12 protein-coding genes are annotated in these 17691 nt (G+C 59.9%); 9 read left to right on the plus strand and 3 right to left on the minus strand.

All coding sequences use genetic code 11. The features are described 5' to 3' along the window. Nucleotides 1-173: 173 nt before the first annotated feature. From IB252_RS19310 to aceE, 3 genes are all read right to left on the minus strand, one after another. Nucleotides 174-1568 carry an alkaline phosphatase D family protein gene (locus tag IB252_RS19310; RefSeq protein WP_192409942.1) on the minus strand — a complete coding sequence of 465 codons (1395 nt, stop codon included), beginning with the start codon at nt 1566-1568 and terminating at the stop codon, nt 174-176. A gap of 281 nt (nt 1569-1849) precedes the next feature. Next, complete coding sequence (aceF, locus tag IB252_RS19315; RefSeq protein WP_192409943.1) at nt 1850-3820, minus strand: dihydrolipoyllysine-residue acetyltransferase; 1971 nt, start codon at nt 3818-3820, stop codon at nt 1850-1852. A gap of 11 nt (nt 3821-3831) precedes the next feature. Next, nucleotides 3832-6477: a pyruvate dehydrogenase (acetyl-transferring), homodimeric type gene (aceE, locus tag IB252_RS19320; RefSeq protein WP_111449320.1), complete on the minus strand. Its 2646-nt coding sequence runs from the start codon at nt 6475-6477 to the stop codon at nt 3832-3834. Between the two features lie 383 nt (nt 6478-6860). On the opposite strand from aceE, the gene glnE reads away from it, so the two are divergent. The 9 genes from glnE (at nt 6861) to IB252_RS19365 (ending at nt 17609) form a co-directional block, all read left to right on the plus strand. After that, complete coding sequence (gene glnE, locus IB252_RS19325; protein WP_192409944.1) at nt 6861-9800, plus strand: bifunctional [glutamate--ammonia ligase]-adenylyl-L-tyrosine phosphorylase/[glutamate--ammonia-ligase] adenylyltransferase; 2940 nt, start codon at nt 6861-6863, stop codon at nt 9798-9800. A 306-nt stretch (nt 9801-10106) separates the two neighbouring features. Beyond that, entirely contained in the window at nt 10107-11141 is a 1035-nt protein-coding gene (gene waaF / locus IB252_RS19330) for a lipopolysaccharide heptosyltransferase II (RefSeq protein ID WP_074873060.1), read from the plus strand. A gap of 1 nt (nt 11142) precedes the next feature. After that, the gene (gene rfaC, locus IB252_RS19335; RefSeq protein WP_008146265.1) at nt 11143-12204 is read left to right on the plus strand and encodes a lipopolysaccharide heptosyltransferase RfaC; all 1062 of its coding nucleotides are present in this window, start codon (nt 11143-11145) and stop codon (nt 12202-12204) included. Then, on the plus strand, nt 12204-13325 hold the full coding sequence (locus IB252_RS19340; protein ID WP_111449314.1) for a glycosyltransferase family 4 protein: 1122 nt from the start codon (nt 12204-12206) through the stop codon (nt 13323-13325). Before rfaC ends, IB252_RS19340 begins: the two co-directional genes overlap by 1 nt. Next, entirely contained in the window at nt 13325-14131 is an 807-nt protein-coding gene (gene rfaP, locus IB252_RS19345; RefSeq protein WP_192409945.1) for a lipopolysaccharide core heptose(I) kinase RfaP, read from the plus strand. The genes IB252_RS19340 and rfaP overlap by 1 nt, the downstream gene beginning before the upstream one ends. After that, nucleotides 14131-14865, plus strand: coding sequence for a lipopolysaccharide kinase InaA family protein (locus IB252_RS19350; protein WP_192409946.1), 735 nt, complete (start codon nt 14131-14133; stop codon nt 14863-14865). Before rfaP ends, IB252_RS19350 begins: the two co-directional genes overlap by 1 nt. Continuing rightward, a complete protein-coding gene (locus tag IB252_RS19355) occupies nt 14862-15614 on the plus strand; it encodes a lipopolysaccharide kinase InaA family protein (protein ID WP_192409947.1) in 753 nt (250 codons plus the stop codon). The genes IB252_RS19350 and IB252_RS19355 overlap by 4 nt, the downstream gene beginning before the upstream one ends. Beyond that, complete coding sequence (locus IB252_RS19360; protein ID WP_192409948.1) at nt 15614-17065, plus strand: lipopolysaccharide kinase InaA family protein; 1452 nt, start codon at nt 15614-15616, stop codon at nt 17063-17065. Before IB252_RS19355 ends, IB252_RS19360 begins: the two co-directional genes overlap by 1 nt. 208 nt (nt 17066-17273) lie before the next feature. Beyond that, the gene (locus tag IB252_RS19365; protein WP_111449309.1) at nt 17274-17609 is read left to right on the plus strand and encodes a YceK/YidQ family lipoprotein; all 336 of its coding nucleotides are present in this window, start codon (nt 17274-17276) and stop codon (nt 17607-17609) included. Nucleotides 17610-17691: the final 82 nt, after the last annotated feature.

Consider the following 17691-nt stretch of genomic DNA (forward strand, 5'->3'; position numbering starts at 1 on the left):
GACACTGACTGACAAGAGACATGAAGGCCAAGTGCTATAAGAATATGTCGGCAGGAGGGAGGATTTCTCCAGTCGAGGGCCAAAAAGTAATGTTTTCAAGCACAAAAATAGGCTCAGCTAAAGGATTACAACCTGTGGGAGCGAGCAAGCCCGCTCCCACAAGTGTTGTGGCATTAACGCAATTTAATGTTGGTCGACTGCAAAAAGTTGCCGTCCCGATTGTGATAACTGACGCGAACCTGTTCGGCATCGACAATCAAATGAGCGAAATTGTCCTGGCTGACCACCTGGCTGGTCAGGCCATGCTGATAGTCGCCAACGGCTGTTCGCGCCAACGGTTGATCGAGGATGAAGGTGGATGCCTTGGCGTACGGCAGCAGCTTGCTGTTGCACAGCGGTGAAGAAACGATGGTGTGAACTTCGAAGTCCGGGTCCTCGCTATGGGTCAGGCGACTGGTCAGGGAGCCATGGACATCGCCGGAAACGAAGAAGACGTTCTTGATACGGTGTGTACGAATGGTCTCCAGCAGCCGCAGACGCTGTTCGGGAAAGGCCTTCCAGGCGTCGTCGCCATGGGCTTTGCGGTCGGGATAGAACATCACGCTGGTGACCACGAATTTGACCCTGGCTCGGCTGTGAATCAACCATTTGCACAAGGCCTGTTCCTGCTCTTCGTCGAGGATGCGTCGATCATTGGCCGACAGGTTGCGTCGGGTTCGACTGTCAGTGACAAACCATTCGATATCACCTTCGGCGAATTGATACCAATAGTGCTGCAGTTTTCTATTTATTTGCCCGTTGGCAAGAAGTTCATGCGCCGGGCTATGACTGGCTTGATACAACTCATACGCCGCGATGGCGTTTTTGTATAAGTAGGCATCGGCTTTACTTTCGTTGGCGGGCCAGTTGTCTTCTGTTTCGTGATCGTCGAGGATCATGTAAGTCGGCACGCCGGACATTAACTTTGCAATATTGGGTTGGGAAAAAGCGGCGCGGTACTTACTGAGTATTGCCTTGTATTCCCGGTCGGGAGCAATGACGTTCAGGTCATCGACATAAATTTGATCGCCGGTCATCAGCATAGCACTGATGGGCGGCTCGGCCTTCTGCGCCAGATTCGTGATCGAGGCGAAAATCCGGTCCCCCAGATGCGGCGCAGACGGGATGCCAGCGGTCATGCGCAGGTAGCGACATGAACCGACGATGTAGGCCCGTGGAATCGTGGTTTTGCTGGACTGTGTGCGAAACCGGTAGATGTCGCGCGGCCATTGCAGCGGCAATTCCTGAACCGTTTCCACGGTGTGCACCGGGCTCATGGGGCTGAACCAGCCCGCCTGGTATTCGTACTCGGTATCGGCGGCAAGATCGTTGAGTGCGATGACATCGGACATATCATGCAAGATCGTTAACTTTGCAAATACACCTCGGGACCATCGCTCTTCGCCGAGCCGGCGATAACGAATGCCTGCAAAGACCGGTGCATTGTTTTGAAGTTCGCCACGCAAGAAGATGCGTGCGTGGTTAGTTGTTGTGTGGCCCATAATGGGGCCGACAGTCGGTTTGAACATGTTCGAATCCATTCGAATTAATACTAGTTAAGCAAAATTGGCAGATGAAGGTTTGACGATAATTAGTTGAACTAAGCTTAGTTATTGGTTAGCAATAAATATCGAGAAGAAGTGGACTGGAGTTGTGGGCGACGTAAGCCGCGAATGTAGGAAAAGGGGCGTCGGGTGACTTTCTTCCAGGCAAAAAAAGCCCCGCCAAACTGGCGGGGTTGAGGTACGAGCGTGGCGCTCGGAAAACGTGGAACGCGACGGGCCCTCCGGTGAAGGAGGGCCGGTCGGTGTTACAGCAGGATGGTGCGGATGTCCGCCAGCAGGTCGCTCAGACGCTTGGTGAAGCGTGCAGCAGCGGCGCCGTTGATCACACGGTGATCGTAGGACAGCGACAGTGGCAGCATCAGTTTCGGCTGGAAGGCTTTGCCGTCCCAGACTGGCTGGATGGTTGCCTTGGAAACACCGAGGATCGCCACTTCCGGCGCGTTGACGATCGGCGTGAAGCCGGTGCCGCCAATGTGGCCGAGGCTGGAAATGGTGAAGCAGGCACCTTGCATGTCGTCAGCGGTGAGCTTTTTGTCGCGGGCTTTGGCGGCCAGCACAGCGGCTTCGGCTGCCAGTTGCAACAGACTCTTCTGATCGACGTTCTTGATGACCGGTACCAGCAGGCCTTCAGGGGTGTCGACGGCGAAGCCGATGTTCACGTATTTCTTGCGGATGATCGCTTTGCCGCTTGGTGCCAGCGAACTGTTGAAGTCCGGCAGTTCCTTGAGCAGGTGCGCGCAGGATTTGAGCAGCAGCGGCAGGATGGTCAGCTTGACGCCAGCCTTCTCTGCAACGGCTTTCTGAGCGATACGGAACGCTTCCAGGTCGGTGATATCAGCCGAATCGAACTGAGTCACGTGCGGAATGTTCAGCCAGCTGCGGTGCAGGCTCGACGCGCCGATTTGCATCAGGCGGGTCATCGGCACTTCTTCGGTCTCACCGAAGCGGCTGAAGTCCACGACCGGAATCGGCGGGATGCCCGCGCCGCCGGTTACGCCAGCAGCAGCGGCCGGTGCTTCCTTGGCCTTCTGCATCATGGCCTTGACGTAAACCTGCACGTCTTCTTTCAGGATGCGACCGTGCGGACCACTGGCGCCGACAGCGTTCAGCTCGACGCCGAACTCACGAGCCAGTTGGCGTACAGCCGGGCCAGCGTGAACCTTGGCGCCCGGTTTGGCCGGTGCAGCAGCCGGTGCGGCCGGTGTCGGGGCGGCGGCTGCCGGAGCAGCTTCAGCCTTGGCCGCCGCAGGTGCTGGTGCAGCAGCGGCGGTCGCCGGGGCAGCAGCAGGCGCAGCGCCTTTGACTTTCAGCTTCAGGATCAGGTCGCCGGTACCGACTTCGTCATCCAGCTTGACGGAAACGCTTTCCACCACGCCAGCGGCAGGCGATGGAATTTCCATGCTCGCCTTGTCGGATTCCAGGGTGATCAGCGACTGATCAGCTTCAACGGTGTCGCCGGCCTTGACCAGGACTTCGATGATCTTGGCCTTGCCCGAAGAGCCGATGTCCGGGACATGAATGTCCTGAACGCTGTCGGCAACCGGTGCAGCAGGCGCGGCGGCTGGAGCAGCAGCGGCGGCCGGAGCTGGCGCAGCCGCCTGGGCTGGCGCGGCAGCAGCAGGGGCCGCAGCACCCGCTACTTCCAGATCCAGAATCAGGTCGCCAGTGCCGACTTCGTCGTTGAGCTTGACGCTGATGCTCTTGACCACGCCAGCGGCAGGCGAAGGGATTTCCATGCTGGCCTTGTCGGATTCCAGGGTGATCAGCGACTGATCAGCCTCGACGGTGTCGCCGACCTTGACCTGGATCTCGATGATCTGGGCCTTGCCCGACGAACCGATGTCCGGCACGTGCACTTGCTGGACGCTGGCGGCAGCCGGAGCTGCGGCCGGTGCAGCTGCTGCCGGAGCAGGAGCAGCAGCCGGTTTCGCTTCAGCTTTGGCAGCCGGCGCAGCAGCCGCCGCAGGGGCCGCAGCAGCGGCACCTTCGACTTCCAGCTCCAGCAGTTCGTCGCCTTCTTTCAGGCGATCGCCCAGCTTCACTTTGATGCTTTTGACGATGCCGGCCTTGGGCGCAGGAATTTCCATGCTCGCCTTGTCCGACTCAAGCGTCAGGATGCTCTGGTCCGCTTCCACACGGTCGCCGACCTTCACAAATAGTTCGATTACTTCACCTTCACCGCTGCCGATGTCAGGTACGCGAATGAGTTCGCTCACAGAGTGTCTCCTCAGCAGTCCAGTGGGTTGCGTTTTTCCGGGTTGATCCCGAACTTGGCGATGGCTTCTGCCACCACTTTAGGCTCGATATCACCACGGTCAGCCAAGGCTTCCAGGGCTGCCAACACCACGAAATGACGGTCGACTTCGAAGAAGTGACGCAGCTTCTTACGGCTGTCACTGCGGCCGAAACCGTCGGTGCCCAGGACTTTGAATTCCTTGGACGGGACCCACTGACGAATTTGCTCAGCGAACAGCTTCATGTAGTCGGTAGACGCGATGACCGGACCTTGACGGCCGTTCAGGCACTCTTCGACATAGCTCAGTTTAGGCTTCTGGCCCGGGTGCAGACGGTTGCTGCGCTCTACGGCCAGGCCGTCGCGACGCAGTTCGTTGAAGCTGGTAACGCTCCACACGTCAGCGCCGACGTTGAACTGTTCACGCAGGATTTTCGCCGCTTCGCGAACTTCGCGCAGGATGGTGCCGGAGCCCATCAGCTGAACGTGGTGCGCCGCTTCGCGGGTGTCTTCCTCGAGCAGGTACATGCCCTTGATGATGCCTTCCTCGACACCGGCCGGCATGGCTGGCTGCTGGTAGGACTCGTTCATCACGGTGATGTAGTAGAAAACGTCCTGCTGCTCTTCGGTCATCTTCTTCATGCCGTCCTGGATGATCACCGCCAGCTCATAGCCGTAGGTTGGATCAAAGGTGCGGCAGTTCGGGATGGTGGCAGCCAGGATGTGGCTGTGACCGTCTTCGTGTTGCAGGCCTTCGCCGTTCAGCGTGGTCCGGCCGGCGGTGCCGCCGATCAGGAAGCCACGGGTGCGGCTGTCGCCAGCGGCCCAGGCGAGGTCGCCGATACGCTGGAAGCCGAACATCGAGTAGAAGATGTAGAACGGCAGCATTGGCTGGTTGTGGCTGGAGTACGAAGTACCGGCAGCGATGAAGGAGCTCATGGCGCCCGCTTCGTTGATGCCTTCTTCGAGGATCTGGCCCTTCTTGTCTTCCTTGTAGAACATCACCTGGTCTTTATCGACTGGCTCGTAGAGCTGGCCGACGGAGGAGTAGATGCCCAACTGACGGAACATGCCTTCCATACCGAAAGTACGGGCTTCGTCCGGGATGATCGGAACGATGCGCGAGCCGATTTCCTTGTCCTTGACCAGTTGCGCGAGGATCCGCACGAACGCCATGGTGGTGGAAATTTCACGGTCGCCCGAGCCATCAAGGATTGCCTTGAGGGTATCGAGTGGCGGCGTTGGCACGCTGATGCTCTTCGCACGGCGCTGTGGCACGAAACCGCCCAGTGCAGTGCGGCGCTCGCTCAGGTAACGGGCTTCGGCGCTGTTTGGTTCTGGCTTGAAGAACGGCAGGTTTTCCAGCTCTTCGTCTTTGACCGGAATGTCGAAACGATCGCGGAACAGCTTCAGGCTTTCAACATCAACCTTCTTGGTGTTGTGCGCGGTGTTCTTCGCTTCGCCGGCACCGGTGCCATAACCTTTGATGGTCTTGGCCAGGATGACGGTCGGTTGTTCTTTGTGGTTGACCGCTTCGTGGTACGCCGCGTAGACCTTGTACGGGTCGTGGCCGCCACGGTTGAGTTTCCAGATCTCGTCGTCGGACAAGTCTTCAACCATCGCCTTGAGTTCTGGCGAGTTGAAGAAGTGTTCACGAACGAACGCGCCGTCTTTGGCTTTGTAGTTCTGGTACTCGCCGTCGATGACTTCGTCCATGCGACGTTGCAGGATACCGTCGACGTCTTTGGCCAACAGTGGGTCCCAGAAACGGCCCCAGATGACTTTGGTCACGTTCCACTGAGCACCGCGGAACACGCCTTCGAGTTCCTGGATGATCTTGCCGTTGCCGCGAACCGGGCCATCAAGGCGCTGCAGGTTGCAGTTAATAACGAAGATCAGGTTGTCGAGCTTCTCGCGGCCAGCCAGCGAGATCGCGCCCAGGGATTCCGGCTCGTCGCACTCGCCGTCGCCCAGGAAGCACCAGACTTTTTGCTTGCCTTCAGGGATGAAGCCACGGGCTTCCAGGTACTTCATGAAGCGTGCCTGGTAGATCGCCTGGATCGGGCCCAGACCCATGGATACGGTCGGGAACTGCCAGAAATCAGGCATCAGCCACGGGTGCGGATAGGACGACAGGCCTTGACCATCGACTTCCTGACGGAAGTTGTTCATCTGGTCTTCGGTGATGCGGCCTTCCATGAACGCACGGGCATAAACGCCTGGCGAGGTGTGGCCCTGGAAGTAGATCAGGTCGCCGCCGTGTTCGTCGGTCGGGGCCTGGAAGAAGTAGTTGAAGCCGATGTCATACAGGGTTGCGCTGGAGGCGAAGCTGGAGATGTGACCGCCCAGGTCAGAATCTTTCAGGTTCGTACGCATCACCATGGCCATCGCGTTCCAGCGTACCAGCGAGCGAATGCGGCGTTCCATGAACAGGTCGCCAGGCATGCGTGCTTCGTGGGTAACGGGGATCGTGTTGCGGTATGGCGTGGTGATGGCGTAAGGCAATTGCGAACCGCTACGGGTTGCGAGTTCGCCCATACGGGTCATCAGATAGTGAGCGCGGTCTTCGCCTTCTTTGTCGAGAACCGATTCCAGGGCGTCCAACCATTCCTGGGTTTCGACGGGATCGAGGTCTTGCATGGCTTGCTCCAGGGCGGAAAGGCTTCCAGAATCGGTTGCCTGAGTTTGCGACTGGCCTTGTGGGCAGACGATATAAATTCTTGGATTGCCGAGAGGTTGTTCCGGCGGCGTGTAGTTTTACTACAAATCATCGGGCATTTCAGCCTTTCGGATGTATATACGAGTAGTAAAACTACAGATGAGCGGCTTGTGGCCTCCAGCTGCGTTGTGAGAATAATCGTTAAGGTTGGTCTTTTGCCAACCAGAAAAGGTGAAAGCTTGATGCTGTCTGCCAAAAAAAAAGAAATTTCAGCTATTTCTAACCTTTGTTCGACAGTCGATCAGGTAGTGCATTCTCGCGAATCACTACATGCAGCCCTCTACACGCCGATCAAGGATAGACCATGAGCCTCCCTTCGCTTGCCGAACTGCCTGGCATCCTCTTGCCGTTTGTCACCCGCGCCGAGCAGTCGTTCCGAGCGGCCGTCGCCGGCCTCGACGACGACCATGGCCTGGCCGCCTGGACGCCTGAACGCTGGGCACAATTTGCCCGCGTCACCGCTGCCAGCGACTTCGTGATTGAACAAAGTGTCCGTGACCCATTGATGTTGCTGGAGCTGGTGCAGTCCGGTGAGCTGGACCGAAATTTCGCGCCCGGCGAGCTGTGTGCACAAATTGCGGCAGCGGTGAATGCAGCGGAAACCGACGATGAGCTCGGTCGCGCCCTGCGACGTCAACGTACCCGTCATCAAGTGCGGATCATTTGGCGCGACCTGACGCGTCAGTGCGATCTGATCCAGACCTGCCGCGACCTCTCGGACATGGCCGATGCCAGCATCGATCAGGCCTATCAGTGGTTGTACTCGCGGCATTGTCAGCAGTTCGGCGTGCCGACTGGCCGGCGCAGCGGCGAGCCGCAGCAAATGGTCATTCTCGGCATGGGCAAGCTCGGTGCGGTGGAGCTCAACCTGTCGTCGGACATCGACCTGATCTTCGCCTATCCCGAAGGTGGCGAAACCGTCGGGGTCAAACGCTCGCTGGATAACCAGGAATTTTTCATTCGTCTCGGCCAGCGCCTGATCAAGGCCCTGGACCCGATGACCGTCGACGGTTTTGTATTTCGCGTCGACATGCGCCTGCGGCCTTACGGTTCGGCCGGCGCATTGGTGCTGAGCTTCAATGCGCTGGAGCAGTATTACCAGGATCAGGGCCGCGACTGGGAACGCTACGCGATGATCAAGTCGCGGGTGGTGGCCGGCGATCAAGTGGCCGGCGCGCAATTGCAAGACATGCTGCGGCCGTTCGTTTACCGGCGTTACCTCGACTTCTCGGCCATCGAAGCGCTGCGCACCATGAAGCAGCTGATTCAGCAGGAAGTCCGGCGCAAGGGCATGGCCGACAACATCAAACTCGGCTCCGGTGGCATTCGTGAAGTCGAATTTATCGCCCAGGCATTCCAGCTGATCCACGGTGGCCGCGACCTGAGCTTGCAGCAGCGTCCTCTATTAAAAGTACTGAGTACGCTGGAAGGTCAGGGTTACCTGCCGCCGGCGGTGATCAGCGAACTGCGCGAAGGCTACGAATTCCTGCGGTACACCGAGCACGCGATCCAGGCGATTGCCGACCGCCAGACCCAGATGCTGCCGGACGGCGCTCAGGATCAGGCGCGCATTGCCTTTATGTTGGGCTTCGCCGATTGGACCGCTTTCCACGAACAGCTGATGTATTGGCGCGGTCGCGTGGCCTGGCACTTCGGGCAGGTGATTGCCGATCCCGACGAAGAGGAAGGCACCGAAAGCGAAGTGGTGGTCGGCGGTGAATGGCTGCCGTTGTGGGAAGAGGCTCAGGATGAAGAGGCCGCTTGCCGTCAGTTGGAAGAGGGCGGTTTCGCTGATGCCACCAAAGCCCTGAAAGCGTTGGCCGGTTTGCGCAGCAGTCCGCAATTGCGCGCGATGCAACGACTGGGGCGCGAGCGCCTCGATGCCTTTATTCCACGGTTGCTGGCTCAGGCCGTGGAACACGCCAATCCGGATCTGGTGCTCGAAAGAGTATTGCCGCTGGTGGAAGCCGTGGCCCGTCGTTCCGCGTATCTGGTGTTGCTGACCGAAAACCCCGGCGCGCTGCGACGCTTGTTGACCTTGTGCGCCGCGAGCCCGTGGATCGCTGAACAGATCACCCGCTTTCCGCTGCTGCTCGACGAATTGCTCAACGAAGGTCGACTGTTCAAGCCGCCACTGGCGCCGGAACTGGCCGCCGAGTTGCGCGAGCGTTTGACGCGGATTCCCGAGGACGACCTTGAGCAGCAAATGGAAGCCCTGCGACATTTCAAGCTGGCGCACCGCTTGCGTGTCGCCGCTTCGGAAATCGCCGGCAGCCTGCCGTTGATGAAGGTCAGTGATTACCTGACCTGGCTCGCCGAAGCGATCCTGGAACAAGTGCTTGCCCTGGCCTGGCGCCAGACCGTGGCCAAATACGGTACGCCGCAGCGTACCGACGGTACGTTGTGCGATCCCGGCTTCATCATTGTCGGTTATGGGAAAGTCGGCGGTCTGGAATTGGGGCATGGTTCGGACCTGGACCTGGTGTTCATCCACGATGGCGACCCGCAGGCGGAAACCGACGGGCCGAAGCCTATCGACGGCGCGCAATTCTTTACTCGGCTGGGGCAGCGGATCATTCACTTGCTCACGGCTCAGACCAACTCCGGTCAGCTGTATGAAGTGGACATGCGTCTGCGACCGTCCGGCGCGTCGGGGTTGCTGGTGAGTTCGCTCGGTGCGTTTGCCCGGTATCAGGAAAATGAAGCCTGGACCTGGGAACATCAGGCACTGGTGCGGGCGCGGGTGCTGGTGGGCAGCCCGGACGTCGGCCAGGCATTCGAGAAAGTCCGCGCGGCGGTATTGGGCAAGCCGCGTGACCTGGCGACGTTGCGCCAGGAGGTCAGCGAGATGCGCGCCAAAATGCGCGATAACCTTGGCAGCAAGAGCACCGCGGCGGGCACCGGAGCAAATGCCTTCGAGGCCACGGCGCCGTTCGATCTCAAGCAGGACGCCGGAGGTATCGTCGATATTGAATTTATGGTGCAATACGCGGCCCTGGCGTGGTCCGAATCGCATCCGCCCTTGCTGCGCTGGACGGACAATATCCGTATTCTGGAAGGGCTGGAGGAGGAAGGGCTGATGCCCGCCGAAGACGCCAGCCTGTTGCGCGAGGCCTATAAAGCCTACCGTTCAGCCGCTCACCGGCAGGCCTTGCAGAAGGACGCCGGGGTGATACCGGGCGACCAGTTCGTGGACGAACGACGGCAGGTAGTGCGGATCTGGCGCGAGCTGGGGCTAAGCTGAAACGGAATATTTGCAACACCTGATACCCCTGTGGGAGCGAGCCTGCTCGCGATGAGGTCGTCACATTCAACATTTATGCTGACTGTCATTCCGCCATCGCGAGCAGGCTCGCTCCCACAGTAGATCTGCAGTGTTTCGCAGATCGATGTACACCAAATCCCAATGTGGGAGCGAGCCTGCTCGCGATAGCGGAATGACAGTCGACAATAATGTTGAAGGTGATGACCCATCGCAAGCAGCCGTGCTCCCGCAGTGATTCTCGAGGCGGGGAGGCGTATGCCTCCCCGGCTCGTTTATGGAAACCACATGAAAATTCTGATCGTTGGGCCCAGTTGGGTCGGTGACATGGTGATGGCGCAGACACTGTTTCAGTGTCTCAAACAGCGCCACCCGCAATGCGAAATCGACGTGCTGGCCCCCGAGTGGAGCCGGCCGATTCTTGAGCGCATGCCCGAAGTACGCCAGGCCTTGAGCTTTCCGCTCGGTCACGGTGCTTTGGAGTTGGCGACGCGTCGGCGCATCGGCAAATCCCTGGCCGGCCAGTACGACCAGGCGATCCTGCTGCCCAATTCCCTGAAGTCGGCATTGGTGCCGTTCTTCGCCGGCATCCCGAAACGCACCGGCTGGCGTGGCGAATTCCGCTACGGCCTGCTCAATGACGTGCGCACGCTGGACAAAGAACGTTACCCGCTGATGATCGAACGCTTCATGGCCCTGGCTTACGAGCCGGGTTCCGAACTGCCGACCCCGTATCCCCGGCCGAGCCTGCAGATTGACCCGGTCACTCGCGAAGCGGCATTGGCCAAGTTCGGCCTGGCTCTCGACCGTCCGGTGTTGGTGCTGTGCCCCGGCGCCGAGTTTGGCGAGGCCAAGCGCTGGCCGTCCGAGCACTATGCCAAGGTAGCCGAAGCGAAAATCCGCGAAGGCTGGCAAGTCTGGCTGTTCGGTTCGAAGAACGATCACGCCGTCGGCGAAGACATCCGCTCGCGGCTGATTCCCGGTTTGCGTGAAGAGTCGGTGAACCTCAGCGGCGGCACTTCCCTGGCCGAAGCCATCGACCTGATGTCCTGCGCCGACGCGGTGGTGTCCAACGACTCCGGCCTGATGCACGTCGCCGCTGCGTTGAATCGCCCGTTGGTGGCGATTTACGGCTCGACGTCGCCGGGTTTCACACCGCCACTGGCCGAGCACGTCGAGATCGTGCGACTGGGCATCGAATGCAGCCCTTGCTTCGATCGCACATGCCGTTTCGGTCATTACAACTGCCTGCGCCAGCTCATGCCGCAAGCGGTGAACGAAGCCTTGCAACGTTTGCAGGGCACTGTGGTCGAGGTCAAATAGTTTGCGGGTACTGCTGATCAAGACTTCTTCGCTGGGCGACGTGATTCACGCGTTGCCGGCGCTGACCGACGCGGCACGGGCGATCCCCGGCATCCAGTTCGATTGGGTGGTTGAAGAGGGCTTCGCCGAAATCCCGACCTGGCACCCGGCCGTGGACAAGGTGATTCCGGTGGCGATCCGTCGCTGGCGCAAAAACATCTGGCAGACCATCAAGAGTGGCGAGTGGAAGCGCTTCAAGCAAAGCGTTCGCGCCAACAAATATGATTTGGTGATCGATGCCCAGGGCCTGCTGAAAAGTGCCTTGCTGACCCGATACGCCAAAGCCCCGGTGGCCGGGCTGGATAAAAACTCGGCCCGCGAGCCGATTGCCGCCCGCTTCTATTCCCGGCGTCTGGCCGTGGCCCGTGGGCAACACGCGGTAGAGCGAGTGCGTCAGCTGTTCGCCGTGGCCCTGGGTTACGACCTGCCCAAAGGCCTGGGCGATTACGGCCTGAACATCGAGCGACTGGTGGAGCTGCCGCGCAAGAATCCTTATGTGGTGTTCCTGCACGGCACCACGTGGGACACCAAACACTGGCCTGAAGCCTACTGGCGCGAGTTGGCCGAGCGCGTCGGCTATCTTGGTGTCGCGGTGAAGCTACCGTGGGGTAATCCGATCGAGAAAGCCCGGGCCGAGCGCATCGCCAAAGACATGCGGCACGTCGAAGTGCTGCCCAAGCTGAACCTGGCGGGTGTCGGCAAAGTGCTGGCCGGCGCGCAAGCCTGCGTGGCGGTGGACACCGGTCTCGGTCACCTCGCCGCAGCGCTGGACGTGCCGACGCTGTCGCTGTTCGGCCCGACCAACCCGGGCCTGACCGGCGCCTACGGTAAAGCGCAGATCCACATGGCCAGCGATTTCCCCTGTGCGCCGTGTATGCAAAAGAAATGTACGTATCAACCGACGGCCGAAGATGCCCGTCAGTTTGACCTTAAGCGCGAGTGGCCCCTGTGCTTCACGCGTCTGAATCCCGAGCGTGTCGCGACCCGACTGAGCACGTTGTTACTGGCTGAGGAGCTGCGCTGATGCAATTGGCATTCGTCTTGTACAAGTACTTTCCATTCGGGGGCTTGCAGCGCGATTTCATGCGCATCGCCCTGGAATGTCAGCAACGCGGCCATCAGATTCGGGTCTACACGCTGATCTGGGAGGGCGACATTCCGCCGGGCTTCGAAGTGTTGGTGGCGCCGGTCAAGGCGTTCTTCAATCATCGACGCAACGAGAAGCTCAGCGAGTGGATGGAAGCGGATCTGGCCAAGCGTCCTGTGGATCGGCTGATCGGCTTCAACAAAATGCCGGGTCTGGACGTCTACTACGCCGCCGATGGCTGCTTCGAAGACAAGGCACAGAACCTGCGCAACTCGCTGTACCGTCGTTGGGGCCGCTACCGGCACTTCGCCGAGTACGAGCGCGCCGTGTTCGCCAAGGACGCCAAGACCGAAGTGCTGATGATTTCCGAAGTCCAGCAGCCACTGTTCATCAAGCATTACGACACGCCGCTTGAGCGCTTCCATTTGCTGCCGCCGGGCATTTCCCAGGACCGTCGCGCGCCGGCCAATGCTGCCGAGATCCGCGCCGACTTCCGTCGCGAATTCAACCTGAAAGACGATGAGCTGCTGCTGGTGCAAATCGGCTCCGGGTTCAAGACCAAGGGCGTGGATCGCAGCCTCAAGGCGCTGGCCGCATTGCCCGCCGATCTGAAGAAACGCACCCGGCTGTTTGTAATTGGCCAGGACGACCCCAAATTATTCCAGATGCAGAGCGCCACACTGGGGCTCGGCGATAACGTGACGTTCCTTAAAGGCCGCAGCGACATCCCGCGTTTTCTGCTCGGCGCCGATCTGTTAATTCACCCGGCGTACAACGAAAACACCGGGACTGTGTTGCTCGAAGCCCTGGTGGCCGGGCTGCCGGTGCTGGTGAGCGCGGTGTGTGGTTACGCCCATTACATCGCCGAGGCCGACGCCGGTCTGGTGCTGGACGAGCCTTTCGATCAGGCGCAGTTGACCCAGTACCTGACCGGTATGTTGAGCGACGCTCAAGCACGGGCGGCCTGGAGCCGCAATGGTCTGGCCTTCGCCGAGACGGCCGACCTCTACAGCATGCCGCAGCACGCGGCCGATGTGATTCTGGCGGAGCACGCTTAATGAAGTTGATGCTGGCTGAACCGTTCAAGAGCCTCTGGGCCGGACGCGACCCGTTCGCCGAAGTCGAGAACCTCCAGGGCGAGGTATACCGCGAACTTGAAGCGCGCCGGACCCTGCGTACCGAAGTCAATGGCAGTGGCTTTTTCGTAAAGATCCACCGTGGCATTGGCTGGGGCGAGATCTTCAAGAACCTGCTCACCGCCAAGCTGCCGGTGCTCGGTGCCGGCCAGGAATGGAAGGCCATCCAGCGCCTGCAAGAAGTCGGCGTGCCGACCATGACTGCCGTGGCTTACGGCGAGAAGGGCCGCAACCCGGCGGACCAGCATTCGTTCATCGTCACCGAAGAGCTGGCGCCCACTGTCAGCCTTGAAGATTTCAGCATCGACTGGGTCAAGCACCCGCCCGAGCCAAAACTCAAGCGTGCGCTGATCGCCGAAGTCGCGCGCATGACCGGCATGATGCACCGCGCCGGGGTCAACCATCGCGACTGCTACATCTGCCACTTTCTGCTGCACACCGACAAACCGGTAACGGCCGACGATTTCAGGCTCTCGGTGATCGACCTGCACCGCGCGCAGACCCGTCCGACGATTACCCGGCGCTGGCGCAACAAGGACCTGGCGGCACTGTATTTTTCGGCGCTGGACATTGGCCTGACCCGTCGCGACAAACTGCGTTTCCTCAAGGGGTATTTCCAGCAGCCCCTGCGCCAGATTCTGGGCGAGGAAGCCGGGTTGCTCGCCTGGCTCGAAGGCAAGGCCAACAAACTCTACGACCGTAAACAGCGATACGGGGACGCGCTCTGATGGCGGGTTGGACACTGGAGCCTGAGTACAGCGATCTGGCAGAAGATTTCGGCAGTCTTGAGGCTGTGTTTGCGCTTCAGGGTGAACGCCTGACGCGCGACCTGTTGTCCGAGGTCATTCGCGTCCAGCGCAATGGCGTCAACTATTACGTCAAACGCTACGTGGGTGCGGGCAAAGGTCTGCGCCGTTACCTGGGCAAGCCTCGGGTGAAAGCCGAGTGGCAGAACCTCAAGCGCTTCGCCAAGTGGGGCATTCCTACCGCCGAAGTGGTGGCCTGGGGCCTGGAACGTCGCGGTGCGGCGTACGATCGCGGGGCAATGATCACCCGTGAGCTGCCACATACCGAAGACTTGTCGGCCCTGGCCGAGCGGCATGATCCAAAGCTGGCGGACCGCGCCTGGGTCGATAACGTCAGCCGGCAGCTGGCGGGTTATACCCGGACCATGCACGACCACCGCTTCACCCATAACGATTTGAAGTGGCGCAACCTGCTGATCGACGATGAACCCCGACTGTTTTTGATCGACTGCCCCAATGGCGATTTTTGGCGCGGCTTTTGGCTCAAGTACCGGATCACCAAGGACCTGGCCTGTCTGGACAAGGTCGCCAAATATCACTTGTCGGCTACCCAGCGCCTGCGCTTTTACCTGCAATACCGCCAGTGTGATCGGCTGAATGACGCCGACAAAAAACGGATTCGGCACGTGGTGAGATTTTTCGAGGGGCGCGAATGACTGATTTTCTGGCGGCTGAAGACCGTGCGCTGCTTGAGCGTCACGGCCTCGGCACCTTCGACGCACTCTGGGCCAAGCAGCTCGACGCTGTGGATGAGCCCAACACCGGTCGCGGTGGCTGGAGTAGCGTGTTTCGGCTGGATCTGGAAGGTCATGGCTACTACCTCAAACGCCAGAGCAACTACCAGATGCGCACCTTGCATGCGCCCTTTGGCGAGCCGAGCTTTGCCCGTGAATTTCGCAATATCAGTCGCTATGAAAAGCTCGGTATTCCAGCGTTGAAAGCGGCGTTTTTCGGTGAGCGCAAAGTCGACGGCGAAGTCCGGGCGATTCTGCTGACCCGTGCCCTGGACGGTTGGGATGACCTGGATTCGCTGTTGCAGCGCTGGTCGGACCTGAGTTCGGCGCAGCATTCGGCCATTCTGAAGGCCTGTGGGCAATTGGCTCGTCGCCTGCACGGCGCGCGTCAGGTTCACGGTTGTTTCTACCCCAAGCACATTTTTCTCCAGGCCACCGGTGACGGTTATCTGGCCCAACTGATCGACCTGGAAAAGACCCGGCCGTTGCTGTTTGGTCTGCGTGATCGGGCCAAAGACCTGGAGCCGTTGCTGCGTCGGTCGCCTGAGTGGAGCGAAGCGCAGTTGCGCGAGCTGCTGGCTGCCTATCTGGATCAATCGCAAGACAGTTCGCTGATCGACAGCTGGCTGGGGCGACTGACCGCGCGGCGCACTCATAAGGAGACGCGCTGATGCGTTTGTCGGAACTGAAAAACGCAGGACGCAGCCCGAGCCTGCCGCTGAACATTCCATTGGCCGATGCCGCCGGGCCTGCCGAATTGCAGTTGCTCAGTCTGCTGCGGGTATTGCCCGGTCAGCGTTACGTCGGTGCCGGCGTCTGGCGTGGCCGGCCGGTGCTGGCCAAGTTGCTGGTCGGCAGCAAGGCAGCGCGGCATTTCCAGCGTGAGCTGGACGGCGTGCGGTTGCTGGCGGCTCAGGGGTTGACCACGCCGTTGTTGCTGGCTGATGGCCTGAAGGACGGCGAGGGCGGCTGGCTGCTGTTCGAGTTCATCGAGGGCGCCGAAAGTCTCGGTGAAACCTGGAAACAGGTCGAGCATTTGCCGGTGCTGGCGGATATGCAAGGGGCTGTGCTGGCCGAGGCATTGGGCGCTATCGGCCAAATGCATCGCAAGGGGCTCTGGCAGGAAGACCTGCACCTGGACAACCTCTTGCGCCAGCGCGGCCGGTTGTATTTGATCGATGGCGGCGGCGTCTGCTCCGAAACGCCTGGCCAACCGCTGTCGCGGCAGAAAGTCCTGGAAAACCTCGGGGTGTTTTTCGCCCAGCTGCCCAAGTCGCTGGAGCCCTATACCGAAGAATTGCTGGTGTATTACCTGCTGAGCAACGGCGAACATGCCTTGCCCATGGAAGCGTTGCAGAAGCAGATCAGCAAGGTTCGCAGCTGGCGTCTCAAGGACTACCTGATCAAGATTGGCCGCGAATGCACGCTGTTCAGTGTCCAGCGCGGAGCGTTCGGCTTACGGGCGATTCGCCGCGAGGAAGAGGCGGCGATGCTGCCGGTGCTGGCGCAGGCCGATACGTTGCTCGATCAGGGCCATCTGTACAAGACCGGCGGCGCGGCGAGCGTCGGCAAGGTCGAGGTGGCGGGTCGTGCGCTGGTGATCAAGCGCTACAACATCAAAGGTTTTGCCCACTGGCTCAAACGCTTCTGGCGCCCGAGCCGTGCCTGGCACTCCTGGCGCGAAGGCAATCGCCTGGCGTTTCTCGGCATCGCCACGCCCAAGCCATTGGCGTTGCTGGAGAAGCGTTTTCTCTGGTTGCGCAGTCGGGCTTATCTGGTGACCGAGTATTTACCGGGGCCGGACATCATCGAGCGCTTTGCGCCTTATGTCGAAAGCGGTGAGGCACCGGAAGCCGAATTGCTGGCGCTGGATCATTTGTTTGCCGAGCTGATTGGCGAGCGGATCAGTCACGGGGATTTCAAGGGGCATAACCTGTTCTGGCAGCACGATCGCTGGGCGCTGATCGATCTGGATTCGATGTGTCAGCATGCCACGCTCAGCAGCTTCGCCCCGGCGTATGCGCGGGATCGGGCAAGGTTCATGCGCAATTGGCCTGAGAGCAGCGCGCTGTATCAGGTCATCGATCAGCGTCTTCCCAAAGATATCTCTAGCGCTGCCTGAATCCCCATCGCGAGCAGGCTCGCTCCCACAATGGATCGGTGTACACCAGACCACTGTGGGAGCGAGCCTGCTCGCGATGGGGCCAGAACATCCACCCGAGATTAAGGGACAGGTTCTTATGAAATGTCCTACATGATCTGCAGAACCCGTGAACTGTGCCCTGAATAGCCGCGATGCTAGTTTGCCTGACGTTCACGGAGGGCAGATTTTGACAATAAAAACGACGGTGTTACTGAGCACTTTCGCACTGGTTTTATCAGGCTGCGGAACCGCTGTTACAGTGCTGCAGGATGACGAAGACGCGGCTCGTAGCCTTAGAAAGCAAAAGACCTACTGTCAATCCATCCCGCGCATCTACAGCGGCCTGGCCTACGACTTTTGCGTATTGAACGCAGCGCCTGATCCCACGGGTATTCTTTTGCCGTTCGTATTGGTGGATTTCACCCTGTCGGGTGTTTTCGATACCGTCCTCCTGCCCTATACGGTTTACCGCCAGGCTACCGACGGCAATCTCAGCATCTATTGGCGAGCAGGCCGCGGATGAGCAATGCCGCCTGCTTTCGCCCGGATCATATTTACGGGGGTAATAAGCGCTGGGTCATTCCCGCCATGTTTACGCTATAATC

Source organism: Pseudomonas sp. PDM10 (assembly GCF_014852295.1).
Lineage (GTDB): Bacteria > Pseudomonadota > Gammaproteobacteria > Pseudomonadales > Pseudomonadaceae > Aquipseudomonas.

Bases quoted from the DNA above. Each gene is read 5' to 3' on its own strand.
- IB252_RS19310 (WP_192409942.1), bottom strand. From the start codon at position 1,568: ATGTTCAAACCGACTGTCGGCCCCATTATGGGCCACACAACAACTAAC.
- aceE (WP_111449320.1), bottom strand. From the start codon at position 6,477: ATGCAAGACCTCGATCCCGTCGAAACCCAGGAATGGTTGGACGCCCTG.
- glnE (WP_192409944.1), top strand. From the start codon at position 6,861: ATGAGCCTCCCTTCGCTTGCCGAACTGCCTGGCATCCTCTTGCCGTTT.
- waaF (WP_074873060.1), top strand. From the start codon at position 10,107: ATGAAAATTCTGATCGTTGGGCCCAGTTGGGTCGGTGACATGGTGATG.
- IB252_RS19340 (WP_111449314.1), top strand. From the start codon at position 12,204: ATGCAATTGGCATTCGTCTTGTACAAGTACTTTCCATTCGGGGGCTTG.
- rfaP (WP_192409945.1), top strand. From the start codon at position 13,325: ATGAAGTTGATGCTGGCTGAACCGTTCAAGAGCCTCTGGGCCGGACGC.
- IB252_RS19350 (WP_192409946.1), top strand. From the start codon at position 14,131: ATGGCGGGTTGGACACTGGAGCCTGAGTACAGCGATCTGGCAGAAGAT.
- IB252_RS19355 (WP_192409947.1), top strand. From the start codon at position 14,862: ATGACTGATTTTCTGGCGGCTGAAGACCGTGCGCTGCTTGAGCGTCAC.
- IB252_RS19360 (WP_192409948.1), top strand. From the start codon at position 15,614: ATGCGTTTGTCGGAACTGAAAAACGCAGGACGCAGCCCGAGCCTGCCG.